Here is a 12,890-nt window from a genome sequence, read left to right as displayed (position 1 = left end):
ATGGCAACGTTATTATTTATGAACGAATGCGTGAAGAATGGCGGGAAGGTAAAGGACCCCGACTTATGGTCCAGGAAGGTTTCCAGCATGCTTATTCTTCCATCATCGATGGCCACGTTACGACAATTTTAACTGGTGTGGTTTTGTACATTTTCGGTTCTGGCCCTGTACAAGGTTTTGCTACTACCCTGATTGTTGGTCTGTTGCTGTCACTCTTCTCCTCTATTTTCATCGCCCGCTTGATGTTCGAATGGCTGCTTGATCACAACAAGGAAATTACCCTGGGTAATAAATTTACCATCAATGCCCTGTCAAATGTTCACATTAATTTCATTGGCATCAGGAAGATCATGTATGTGGCATCTGGTACCCTGATTTCAATTGGTATTATTTCGTTGATATTCAGAGGACTTGATCCCAGCGTTGAATTTACCGGTGGACGTACTTACGTTGTCCGCTTTGACCGCCCGGTTGAAACTGCTAATATCCGCAGTGCGTTAACCAACGTATTTAAGGATGCTCCTGAAGTAAAGACCTTTGGTTCAGATAAACAGACAAAGATCACCACCAAATATATGATCGATAATAAGAGCACTAAAGCAGATTCTATTGTCGACAAAACATTATACGAAGGATTAAAACCATTTTTCGTTAATCCGGTAACTTACCAGCAATTCTCTCAACATTCCGATACCAAGAAAGTCGGCGAATTGAGTTCGACAAAAGTTGATCCGGTTATTTCTAATGATTTGATCTGGCAATCGTTTATGGCTGTGTTCTTTGGTTTGTTGATCATCTTTATTTATATCGCCATCCGGTTTAAGAACTGGAAATATGGTTTGGGCGGTGTTATATCGTTGTTCCACGATACCATGGTTGTTATTACGATGTTTACGTTGTTTTACGGAATCTTGCCCTTCAGTCTTGAAATCGACCAGCAGTTTATTGCAGCTTTGTTGACCATCATTGGTTATTCTATCATGGACTCTGTGATTATTTTCGACAGAATCCGTGAATATACAAGGCTGTATCCGAAGAGGGATCTGGAAACCAATATAAATGCTGCTATCAACAGCACCTTGGGCAGAACCATCAACACCTCAGGTGTTACCTTGGTAGTATTGATCATCATCTTTATTTTCGGTGGTGAAATTTTGAGAGGCTTTATATTCGCTTTGTTGGTTGGTGTTGCCATTGGAACTTACTCATCCGTGTTCAACGCTACTCCTATCGCTTACGATTTAATTAAAGCTGGCGAAAGGAAAAAAGCCAGACTTGCAAAAGCCCTTGGTAAGAAAAATTAAAAATATTTAACTGATATAAAAAAACCCTGGATGTAATATTCAGGGTTTTTTTATGATTCCTGCAATATTATAAGATGGATTTTGTTTTATCTTTGTAAATCTTTTTTATTAAATACTATGGGTGTAAGCGGTGGCGAAATATTGATCATTATGCTGGTTGTTTTAGTCCTTTTTGGATCAAAGAAAATGCCTGATTTAGCCAGAGGGCTGGGAAAAGGTTATCAGGAATTTAAGCGGGCAACTGATGATATTAAACGAGAAATTTTGGAAAACACCTCAGATATCGTCAATGAAGTAAATGATTTAAAAAGCGACCTCCAGGGCGGTATTACTGATTTTAAGACTAATGTTACGGAAAATCTAAATGACGTAAAATCAGAAGTCAATAAAAACCTGAGTTCTATAAAGACTGAAATAGAAAAACCGGCTGAAATTGCCGGAGAAAAGAATACTGAAACCCATGAATCGGATTCTAAAAAAGAATTTGATCCTTCAGTTTATCCGGAACTAAAGGAAGAAGAACTTAAGGAAGAAGAACCAAAGGAAGAAGAATTGCAAAGCAGGGCAACCAATGTGGATCAAAAGTCGCCCGCTAATAATTTAAATTCCGGCAATTTGCTGGGATAATTTCTTATTTTATGATTAAAGCTCAAAATATCACCAAATCGTTTGGATCGTTACAAGTTTTAAAAGGTATTGATATTGAAATTCAAAAGGGAGAACTAGTAACCATAGTCGGAGCCAGTGGAGCCGGTAAAACCACCTTCCTTCAGATTCTCGGAACTTTAAGCAAGCCTGATGGCGGCCTGGTTGATATTAATGATACCGATGTACTTCATCTTAGGGAAAAGCAACTCGCAAGGTTTAGAAATCAACATATTGGTTTCGTTTTTCAGTTCCATCATTTGCTTCCTGAATTTACCGCATTGGAAAATGTTTGTATTCCTGCCTTTATTGCTAAAACGCCAAAACGTAAAGCTGTAGAGAGGGCAAAAGAACTTTTATGTTTTCTGAATTTACAGGACAGGATGACTCATAAGCCCAATGAACTTTCCGGTGGCGAACAACAACGTGTGGCTGTGGCGAGGGCATTGATTAATAATCCTTCTGTCGTTTTAGCCGATGAACCTTCAGGAAACCTGGACAGCAAAAATAAAAAGGAATTACATGAGCTTTTTTTCTCCCTTCGCGATAAATTTAACCAGACCATTGTAATCGTTACCCATGATTTGGAGTTGGCCGGTATGTCCGACCGGAAAATTTTAATGCAGGACGGAAGAATTATCAATTAGTCTGTAGGACAACTGGTTTGTCTCTTTACTTTATGGATAAATTGCCTTTTTATCAGCCGGGGAAAAATGATGCTCAAATCCTGCAACTTTTAGAGGAGAATTATCATTTTTTTGATCAAAGCAATTTTATTGAGGCAGATCCTATACAGGTCCCTCACTCTTTTTCAGGAAAAGAAGATATTGAAATTTCGGCTTTACTTACCGCAACTCTTTCCTGGGGGAACAGAAAAATCATTATACGGAAGGCACGTGAACTGATTCAAAGGATGGATGGTGCACCTTATGATTTTATCGTGAATGCCCAAAAAGGTGATTTAAAGGTATTTGATGGCTTTGTTCACCGTACTTTTAATTCTGAGGATTGCAAGTTGTTTATTTCAGCCTTGCAAAATATCTATTGCAATTATTCGGGCTTGAGGGCTGTATTTGAAAATGCCTACCGGCAGACAGGCGACATAGCCAGTTCTATTCTATTCTTTAGAACTATGATGCTGTCGGGACAATCTGATGTACATTTTGCAAAACATTTGCCCAATGTTGTGAAATCCTCTGCCTGTAAGCGCATCAACATGTTTTTGCGGTGGATGGTCAGAAATGATAGTCGCGGCGTAGATTTTGGAATATGGGATAAAATTCCCCCTTCTGCTTTGATGATGCCCTTGGATGTACATTCGGGAACTATTGCCCGCGAAACAGGCCTTTTAAGCTTCAAACAAAACAACTGGCAGGCTGTTGCTGAGCTTACTTCAAACCTCCGGCAATTTGATCCTGACGATCCCGTCAAATATGATTTTGCTTTATTTGGACTGGGAGTTACCGGCTCCGGAAAACAAAACTGACCCGCTCCTTGTTCTTCATAAATAAAAATCAGGAAATATTTACAATTATTGTGCCTAAAATTAAGGAAGGAAGAAAATTATCAGGCCAAAAAGCTTATTTTTGTGATTTAATTTTTTGACCTCTTTAAATTTAGATAATATTTAAAGAAGTAAGGAAGGCTTAATAAAAGCCTGGAATAGTTTTAATGAAATTGCTACATAAAATTGCGTAAAAATGAGCGAAAGAGACCGGAAAAAGATTAAAGAGTTATTGCTTTCAACTGAATTTGATCAGGAAGTACTTGTAAAAGGTTGGGTTCGTACCAAAAGGGGTAATAAAAACATTGCATTTATAGCATTGAATGATGGTTCAACGATCAAGAATTTGCAAATCGTTGTTGAAGTGGCCAAGTTCGATGAGAATACCCTGAAAACCATTACAACCGGTGCCTGTATTGCAGTTAAAGGGATTCTGGTTAAATCTGCCGGGGCTGGCCAGAATGTTGAGGTACAGGCTAAGGAGATTAAGGTATATGGAGGTGCAGATCCAGAAACTTATCCTTTACAGAAAAAAGGGCATAGTCTCGAATTTTTGCGTGAAATTGCCCATTTACGCCCACGTACAAATACTTTTAGTGCTGTTTTAAGGATACGTCATGCTTTGGCTTTTGCCATCCATCAATATTTCAATGATCATGGTTTTTTCTATCTGCATACGCCCATTATTACCAGTAGTGATTGTGAAGGAGCAGGCGATATGTTCCAGGTAACTACCCTTGATCTGAAGAATATACCTTTGAAGAGCGACAAATCCATTAATTACGAGGATGACTTCTTTGGGAAAGAATCACATCTGACTGTTTCCGGACAGTTGGAAGGCGAACTTGGCGCTTTGGCTATTTCACAGATTTATACTTTCGGCCCTACCTTCAGGGCTGAGAATTCTAATACTCCCCGCCATCTGGCTGAGTTCTGGATGGTCGAACCTGAAATGGCCTTTTATGAGATTGAAGACAACATGGATCTGGCTGAAGATTTTATTAAATCCCTGATCCGTTATGTTTTGGAACATTGTCCGGATGATTTGGACTTCTTACAAAAAATGTACGATCCTGAACTGTTGGAACGTCTGAATTTTGTGATCAACAATAATTTCATCAGGTTGGGATATACAGAAGCTATTGATATACTTGAGAAATCTCATAAGAAATTTGAATTCCCCGTAAAATGGGGCATTGATCTTCAGGCTGAACATGAACGTTTTCTGGTTGAACAACATTTTCATTGCCCGGTTATTTTGACCGATTATCCCAAAGAAATAAAAGCTTTTTATATGAAGATGAATGATGATGGCAAGACGGTCAAAGCAATGGATGTCCTTTTCCCGAGAATAGGTGAAATTATCGGTGGTTCGGAAAGGGAATCGGATTATGATAAATTGTACAAGAGAATTTCTGAGTTGGATATTCCGATGAAAGATATGTGGTGGTACCTGGATACACGTAAATTTGGAAGTGCACCTCACAGCGGTTTTGGTTTGGGATTTGAACGCCTTTTGCTGTTCGTGACCGGTATGAGTAATATTCGCGACGTGATTCCTTTCCCGCGTACTCCTAAAAACGCAGATTTTTAAATATGCTCAACCAGAGTCTTCAACAGAAATTATTACAGAAGCTTTCGCCCCAGCAGATTCAGATGATAAAACTGCTGGAAATTCCTACTTTTGAACTTGAGGAGCGGATAAAGAAAGAACTTGAAGAAAATCCTACTCTCGAAGAAGGAAAAGAAGATGATAATGAAGACGCTGAGCTTCCGGATAATTCTGAAGAGGAGGAGTCTGACATGGACTCTGAAAATTCTGATGAATTTTCTGTTGAAGATTATATGGATGAAGGCGAGCTTCCTGACTATAAGTTAGAAATAAATAATTATTCAAAGGATGAGGATAAGAAAAGGGATATTCCTTTTTCTGTTGCTGATTCCTTTTCCACTTACCTGGAAAGTCAGTTGGGACTCAGGGTACTTACCGAACATCAGATGTTTCTTGCGAAGTACCTTATTGGAAACATTGACGAAGACGGGTATCTGAGGCGCGGTCTTGAAGCAGTGGCTGATGATATTGCTTTTTCTGTGAATGTCACCACCAATGAAAAAGAATTACTGGAAGTCCTTGACGTTATCCAGGACCTTGACCCGGCCGGGGTTGGTGCCAGGAGCTTGCAGGAATGCCTTCTGCTTCAGATAGGACGGAAAAATCAGGATCTCCCTGAAGTGAAGATGGCTACCACTATTCTCAAACAAAATTTTGATGATTTTACCCGGAAGCATTACGATAAGATCATTGAAAAACTTGGCGTTTCCGAAGCAGAATTAAAGGCTGCGGTTAATGTCATTCTCAAGCTTAATCCCAAACCGGGTGGTTCGTTTTATGATCAGCAGGTAAAAACTTCTGAAAATGTGATCCCTGATTTTATTCTGGAGAACAATGATGGTGATCTTCAGTTAAGCCTGAATTCAAGAAATGTGCCGGAATTGCGCATTAGCAGGACTTATAAAAATATGCTGCAGTCGTACAGTAAATCAAAATCAAGGACCAAGACCGATAAAGAGGCCATGACTTTTGTGAAACAGAAGATTGATTCGGCTAAATGGTTTATTGATGCGCTTCAGCAGAGGGAAAATACATTAATGCTCACGATGAATGCCATTATCGAGTACCAGAAAGAATATTTCCTGGAAGGCGACGAAACCAAATTGCGCCCTATGATCCTTAAGGATATTGCTGATATTACAGGGCTGGATATTTCCACCATCTCCCGTGTTGCCAACAGCAAATATATACAAACCCATTTTGGTATTTTCCCCCTGAAATATTTCTTTTCTGAAGGAATACAAACGGATTCCGGTGAAGAGGTATCGACCCGGGAGATTAAAAAAATTCTCAAAGAGTGCCTAGCTGCTGAAAACAAGCAGAAACCGGTTACCGACGATCAACTGTCTGAAATTTTAAAGAAAAAAGGCTACCAGATTGCCCGCCGTACAGTTGCCAAATACAGGGAACAGTTAAATATCCCAGTGGCCAGGCTTAGAAAGGAACTTTAGCCTGGATATTTTGATAGAGAAATCTTGTCTGGAGGTTCTATTAAATAAAATTTCTTCTCTTTTGATTTTATCTTAATTGTTGTTTTTTTAGAACGTGGTATAGAAAATGAATATTTACATTTAACTTTATAATTTGAAAGGAACAATTTAATATATTAAATATCAGCAAGGTGTATAAAATAGATACATATAAAGGTGATAATAATTTTGATGAATTGTTTAGGACATATTATAAAAGTCTTAGAACTTATGCTTGCCGCTATATTGGAGATATTTATATAGCCGAAGATATTGTACAGGATGTATTTTTTCAAATTTGGGAACGCCGCGAAACTTTAGGGCAAATTCATTCAGTTCGTTCATATCTATTTACTGCTGTTTTTAACCGGGCTGCGAATTATTTAAAACATAAAAAGATAGAGAAGAATTTTAAGACGGACTATACTTTGGCGAAAGAAGAACTAGAGGAATATTATATGGAAAGAATTAAGGATAATAGTCAAAGTCTTTTAACCCAAGAGCTAAACAGTCAGATTAAAAATTGTATTGAATTAATGCCGGAGCAATGTCGAAAAGTATTTTTATTGAGCCGTGAAAAAGGTTTAAAAAATTCAGAAATTGCCGATCTGGTGGGTATAAGTCAAAAAACTGTTGAAAAGCATATTACAAAGGCATTAGCATTATTGCGTGAATCTTTAGAAAAATATTTGATTGTCTTTTTTAATGTTTTTTCGATCTTGAGGTAGGGTTTTTTATTCCTTTGTTGTCTATATTAATAGAAAAGTAAAATATGGATAAAGAGGAAATATATCAGGATTTAATCACACGATATTTAACCGGTTCAACTTCGGAGGATGAAAATGCCCAATTATTAGAATGGTTGAAGAGGGACAATCATAATATGAAATTGTTTGTCCACCTTCGAGATATTTGGGAATATTCTGGTTCAATGAAAAAATATGATGTTGAGACAGAATTAGCTCTTATATTTTTTAAAAGTAGAATTGCTAAAGCTAAGAAATTTCCTTTTACTCATAGAAGCAGACTTATTTCGATAGCTAAAATTGCAGCAGTATTTCTTATTGCATTATTGATCGGTTACTTTTTAGCTCCTGCTCTGAAATCCTCTCAGCCTCTAACTTATAACGAAACCATCATTCCTTATGGACAAAAAGGAATGATAAAACTTTCTGATGGGACAAAAGTTTGGCTTAATTCAGGAAGTAAACTGCGTTATTCTGCGAATTTCAGTAAAACGAAAAGGGATGTTTTTCTCGAGGGAGAGGGTTATTTTAGTGTTACTCATGATCCTTCATCCCCTTTTTATTTACATACAAAGGACATAATCATCAAAGTATTAGGTACTAGTTTTAATGTAAAAGCTTATCCAGATGAAGGGAAAGTAGAAACCACTTTGGTGAATGGATCTATAAAAATTTTAAAATCCGAAAATAACAAATACTTTGAGATTACCACTCTTAAACCATTTGATCAAGCAATTTACAATGTTAAGAATAATACGTTAGTTATTAAAAAATTGAAGTCCGAAGCTCAAACTATTCTCCCCCCTTCCCCTACAGTTAAAAATAAGGTTGCCTCTACGGTATATATAGAGCCTAAAATTGAATCTGTAATTCAATGGAAAGATCAAAAATTAATATTTGATAATGAGGCATTTAAAGATATAGTTGTAAAATTAGAACGCTGGTATGGACGAAAAATCTATGTTGAAAATCTTGAAAATAATAATAGCTGTTATTCTGGTAAATTTGAATATAACGAAACTATTTATCAGGTTTTAGATGTAATAAGCCGTACCACCAATATGGATTATTATGAAAAAAATCACAACATCTATATTAAGTTAAATGAACATTAAATGATCAAAAAAAAGGAAGAATCAAAAAATAAAAGCCTATGAAGAAAGACAGAAAATAAAAAAAATCCAGGAGATGTTACAGCATCTCCTGGGGGATTAAAAAGTAAAATGTAAAAAACGCCGATGCTATTCTTCATCGTTGAATAGGAGAGCTATCGGCATTTATTAACTCTAAAAAAGTAAAATTATGGTAAAAACTGGACATTTTGAAATTTTTTATCAAAAACCTGTATTCAAATTTCTACTGATTATGAAACTTACTTTTTTATTAACAGTTTTGACAACGTTGAATATTTTTGCTTCCGTTTATTCTCAGGAAACGCGAATAAATTTGAATGTAAAAAATGCTTCGTTTTTAGATATTGTTAACGAAATCGAAAGACAAAGTGAATTCCGAATTTTTTATAAGATTGACCAGGTCAATCTAAATAAAAGGTTCGATATACAAGTAAGCAATAAAAAAGTTGCTGAAGTTCTAAAGAAAGTATTGTCTCCCGTTAATTTAACGTATGACCTGGTTGATAAAATTATTGTTATAAAACCCAGGGCAGCTATGCAGGGTTTAGTTGTTACAGGAGCGGTAACTGATGCAAAAACTGGGGATCCTTTACCTGGTGTGGCCATCGCTATTGAAAATTCAACAAAAGGGGTATTAACTGATGCCGAAGGCAAGTTTAAAATCGATATTCCAAATGAAAATGCTGTTTTAGTTATTTCCTATGTGGGGTATGGCAGGGAACGTATAGCAGTGAAAAATCAAAAAGATCTGAATATAAAGTTGGTTCCTAATGCTCTTAATTTGAATGAAGTAGTAGTTGTTGGTTATGGTACCAACAAAAAAATTGATTTAACAGGTTCTATTGCTTCAATAACGAATAAGGATATTTCACAGGTGAGTTCTACGAATCTTACCGATAATTTGACCGGTAAATTACCGGGTTTTCGGGTGCTGCAGAGAACTAGCGAACCTGGAGATTATAGCTCAACATACAACATCAGGGGATGGGGTTCTCCTTTAATTATTGTGGATGGAGTACAACGGGATGATTTTAATAAACTGGATCCTAATGAAATAGAATCCATTTCTGTGTTAAAAGATGCATCAGCTGCAATTTATGGTGTTAAAGCTGCAAATGGGGTATTATTGATTACTACTCGTAAAGGCAAGCAAGGGAAACCTGAAATTAGATTAAATAGCCATTATGGTTGGCTGAGCATTACTGCTTTCCCTCACCCTATGAATGCTGCACAATGGATTGAAGTAACCGATGAAGCTTATATGAATGCAGGAAGGTCTTTGCCATATACTGCTGATGATCTGAAGAATTATCAAAATGGGACATATCCCAGTACGGATTGGTTTGGTTTAATTATTAAAAATAATGCTCCTCAACAGCAGCACAATCTGACAATTAACGGGGGGTCTGATAAAATTAAATATTTTACCTCAATTGGATATACCGGACAGGATGGCTTGTGGAAAAGCGGAGACTTAAACTATAACCGATATAATTTGCGTACGAATATTACTGCACAAATCACTAAAGATTTAGAAACAGAATTAAGTCTGGGAGGCATTATTGATAAGAAAAATGCACCTTACAAAGATACCTGGAATGTTTTTAAAGCGGTTTGGATGCAAAAGCCTATAATTTCTGTTTATGCCAATAACAATCCGGATTACATGAGTGAGGTTGCGGATGGTTTACATCCCATAGCCATTACAAATTCTAGTATATCCGGTTATCATATTACCCAATCAAGAGATTTTCAAAGTAGTTTTGCTTTAAATTATAAATTTCCTTTTGTAGAAGGTCTGAAAGCACGGATGCTTTATAGTTACGATATGTATTATGATTTTAATAAGCAATGGAGGAAACAGTATAATTTATATGATTATGATAAAGCAAGTAACACTTATATCTCTTATTTATTAGACAATCCCTCTAATTTAAATGAAAATTATAGTGAAACGAATGTTTCGACCTTTCAGGCTTCATTAAATTATGAAAAACAATTTGCTGGAAAACATAATGTTAAGGGATTGCTGCTTTTCGAAGACCACAGGACTAATGCTGATAATTTTAATGGAAGTAAAGATTTTACTGTCGATGCAGTTGATCAAATGTATGCTGGAAATTCGACCAACAATCAAATTACCTCCAGCTCCAGCGGCGTTTATAAAACAGTTAATGAGGGTATTGTCGGCAGATTCAATTATGATTATTTATCTAAATATTTGTTTGAATATAGTTTTAGATATGATGGATCATGCAAATTTGCAGAGAATCATCGATGGGGATTTTTCCCTTCTGTTTTAGTAGGCTGGAGAATTTCAGAAGAGAGATTTATTAAAGATAATCTTCCTTTTGTTTCTAATTTAAAAATCAGAGCTTCCTGGGGCAAATTGGGTGATGATAATGCCTTGAATTATCAATTTTTGACCGGCTATACTTATCCGACTGGCAATTATGTATTTGATGGTACTGCAGTCTCCGGATTAAGTTCAAAGAGTATGGCCAATGAAAATATTACTTGGTATAAAGCCACTACTGAAAATATAGGGATTGAGGGCAATTTATGGGAGAATTTAATTAATTTCCAGTTGGATGTGTTTAGTCGGAAACGTACAGGATTATTAGCTACCCGCTCTTTAAGCCTTCCCAATACTGTTGGTGCTTCGCTTCCTCAAGAAAATATTAATAGTGATAAAAGTAATGGATTTGAAGCAGTACTGGGCCATTCTTTCAAAATTGGGGAATTTAACTATGATATTTCTGGTAATTTCTCTTATAGCCGCACTAAAAGTCAATATGTTGAAGAGTCTGACAAAGGGAATTCATTTTTGAATTGGCAGGGTAAATCTTCATACCGATGGAATGATATAGTGTGGGGATATAATAGTATTGGTCAGTTTAAATCATTTGACGAGATATACAGTTCTCCAATAGAAGATGGGGATGGAAATAGAAAATTACTTCCTGGTGATCTTAAGTATGAAGATGTAAATAAGGATGGAATAATTAACTCCGATGATATGAAACCTATATTAAGGAATAATACTCCTCAAGTTAATTATGGTATCTCCTTAAATCTTTCATGGAAAGGTTTCGATTTTAGTGCATTATTGCAAGGTGCAACTCGGTTTAATGTTTATTTGAACGAACAGTTTAAAGCCCCATTATCCTGGGGACGAAATGGATTGGCTCAGTATTATGATCGTTGGCATCGTTCTGATTTATTTGATGCAAATAGTTCTTGGGTTGCTGGTAAATATCCTTCTACTCGTATCAGCGGAACAGCTCCTTGGAATCAATATACTTCAACCTTTACTGCACTGGATGGTACTTATTTGCGTATAAAAAATGTTGAAATCGGTTATTCTATTCCTAAAAAGATCATTTCTAAAATTAGTCTTGAAAGTTGTCGAGTTTATGTCAATGGTTATAATTTAAAAACCTGGACAGATAATGATTATATAGATCCAGAACACTCGATGGATACCTATGGATATCTGTACCCAATAACTAAAAACATAAATATTGGACTAAGTGTAACCTTTTAAATATCTGCATTATGAAAATATATAAATATTCCCTATTTTTTATCCTAAGTTTGTGTTTGTTCTCTTCTTGTGATAAAGAATTGGTCGTCTCTCCGCAAAATTTACTTACTGATGATCAGGTTTTTTCAAATAAATCCGCAATAGAGGCATATTTAGTTAATTTGTACAATGCTTTGCCAATAGAAGATTTTAACTATGGAGCTACTACAGGTTTTAACGCATGGCCTGATGCCCCTACTGCTGTATGTTGTTTAGAGGCAATCCGAAATGTCAATGGTAATAAAACAAGCGTAGGTGACGGAACTTGGTGGAATTGGTGGGGGGGAGCCTATACTGCTATTCGAAATGTTAATAATTTTATTGGAAATATTCCTTCTTCTACTTGCGTCAGCAATTCTGAAAAGAATGAATTGCGTGGTGAAGCTTTTTTCCTTCGTGCCTATTACTATTTTGGTTTGGTAAAACGTTACGGCGGTGTTCCCATTATTAAAACCGTTCAGAATTATACCGGGCGTAATCTTGCAGATCTTCAGGTTCCAAGGAATAAAGAACAGGAAGTGTATGACTTTATTGCTGATGACTTGGACAGTGCAGTTACATTATTGCCTAAAACCAGTATTAAGCGCGGAAGAACTAATAAATATGTTGCTTTTGCTCTTAAATCAAGGGCGATGTTGTATGCGGCTTCTATTGCAAAGTACGGTAATCTTCAATTAAATGGAGTTCTGGGCGTAACTCCTGCTGATGCGGATAAATATTGGAAAGCTTCTTTTAATGCAGCAGACTCGATCATGGAGTCCAATAAGTATTCTCTCTATTCGCTAAATTCTGATCCTGCTCTCAATTTTCAAAAAATGTTTCTCGATGATGGATCCACAAATACAGAATGTATTTTCGCTAAAGACTATACTTATCCAGATAAGGCCCATT

The 12,890-nt window shown here is 36.3% G+C and carries 10 protein-coding genes; all 10 read left to right on the top strand.

Annotated features, from left to right (window positions below):
* Positions 1-1,304: protein translocase subunit SecF (gene secF, locus Q8907_06335; protein ID MDP4273880.1), on the top strand; the 1,304-nt coding region annotated here is incomplete at its 5' end.
* A 117-nt stretch (positions 1,305-1,421) separates the two neighbouring features.
* Positions 1,422-1,931: a twin-arginine translocase TatA/TatE family subunit gene (locus tag Q8907_06330; GenBank protein MDP4273879.1), complete on the top strand. Its 510-nt coding sequence runs from the start codon at positions 1,422-1,424 to the stop codon at positions 1,929-1,931.
* An 11-nt stretch (positions 1,932-1,942) separates the two neighbouring features.
* Entirely contained in the window at positions 1,943-2,596 is a 654-nt protein-coding gene (locus Q8907_06325; GenBank protein MDP4273878.1) for an ABC transporter ATP-binding protein, read from the top strand.
* A gap of 32 nt (positions 2,597-2,628) precedes the next feature.
* A complete protein-coding gene (locus tag Q8907_06320) occupies positions 2,629-3,435 on the top strand; it encodes a TIGR02757 family protein (GenBank protein ID MDP4273877.1) in 807 nt (268 codons plus the stop codon).
* Between the two features lie 214 nt (positions 3,436-3,649).
* Entirely contained in the window at positions 3,650-5,047 is a 1,398-nt protein-coding gene (gene asnS / locus Q8907_06315; GenBank protein ID MDP4273876.1) for an asparagine--tRNA ligase, read from the top strand.
* A 2-nt stretch (positions 5,048-5,049) separates the two neighbouring features.
* Positions 5,050-6,516, top strand: a complete 1,467-nt coding sequence (gene rpoN, locus Q8907_06310; GenBank protein ID MDP4273875.1) for an RNA polymerase factor sigma-54 — start codon at positions 5,050-5,052, stop codon at positions 6,514-6,516.
* A 170-nt stretch (positions 6,517-6,686) separates the two neighbouring features.
* A complete protein-coding gene (locus Q8907_06305; GenBank protein ID MDP4273874.1) occupies positions 6,687-7,262 on the top strand; it encodes an RNA polymerase sigma-70 factor in 576 nt (191 codons plus the stop codon).
* A gap of 44 nt (positions 7,263-7,306) precedes the next feature.
* Positions 7,307-8,395: a FecR family protein gene (locus Q8907_06300; protein MDP4273873.1), complete on the top strand. Its 1,089-nt coding sequence runs from the start codon at positions 7,307-7,309 to the stop codon at positions 8,393-8,395.
* Between the two features lie 250 nt (positions 8,396-8,645).
* Entirely contained in the window at positions 8,646-11,960 is a 3,315-nt protein-coding gene (locus Q8907_06295) for a TonB-dependent receptor (protein ID MDP4273872.1), read from the top strand.
* Between the two features lie 11 nt (positions 11,961-11,971).
* A partial coding sequence (locus Q8907_06290) for a RagB/SusD family nutrient uptake outer membrane protein (protein ID MDP4273871.1) occupies positions 11,972-12,890 on the top strand: 919 nt, incomplete at its 3' end.

The sequence above is a fragment of the Bacteroidota bacterium genome (assembly GCA_030706565.1).
In the GTDB taxonomy this organism is placed as follows: domain Bacteria; phylum Bacteroidota; class Bacteroidia; order Bacteroidales; family JAUZOH01; genus JAUZOH01.
The sequence above is the reverse complement of the archived record's forward strand: the minus strand, read 5'-3'. Positions and strand labels throughout refer to the sequence as shown.

Excerpts from the sequence above, each read along its gene's own strand:
- rpoN (MDP4273875.1), top strand. The coding sequence starts at position 5,050 with ATGCTCAACCAGAGTCTTCAACAGAAATTATTACAGAAGCTTTCGCCC.
- Q8907_06320 (MDP4273877.1), top strand. The coding sequence starts at position 2,629 with ATGGATAAATTGCCTTTTTATCAGCCGGGGAAAAATGATGCTCAAATC.
- Q8907_06325 (MDP4273878.1), top strand. The coding sequence starts at position 1,943 with ATGATTAAAGCTCAAAATATCACCAAATCGTTTGGATCGTTACAAGTT.
- Q8907_06295 (MDP4273872.1), top strand. The coding sequence starts at position 8,646 with ATGAAACTTACTTTTTTATTAACAGTTTTGACAACGTTGAATATTTTT.
- Q8907_06330 (MDP4273879.1), top strand. The coding sequence starts at position 1,422 with ATGGGTGTAAGCGGTGGCGAAATATTGATCATTATGCTGGTTGTTTTA.
- Q8907_06300 (MDP4273873.1), top strand. The coding sequence starts at position 7,307 with ATGGATAAAGAGGAAATATATCAGGATTTAATCACACGATATTTAACC.
- asnS (MDP4273876.1), top strand. The coding sequence starts at position 3,650 with ATGAGCGAAAGAGACCGGAAAAAGATTAAAGAGTTATTGCTTTCAACT.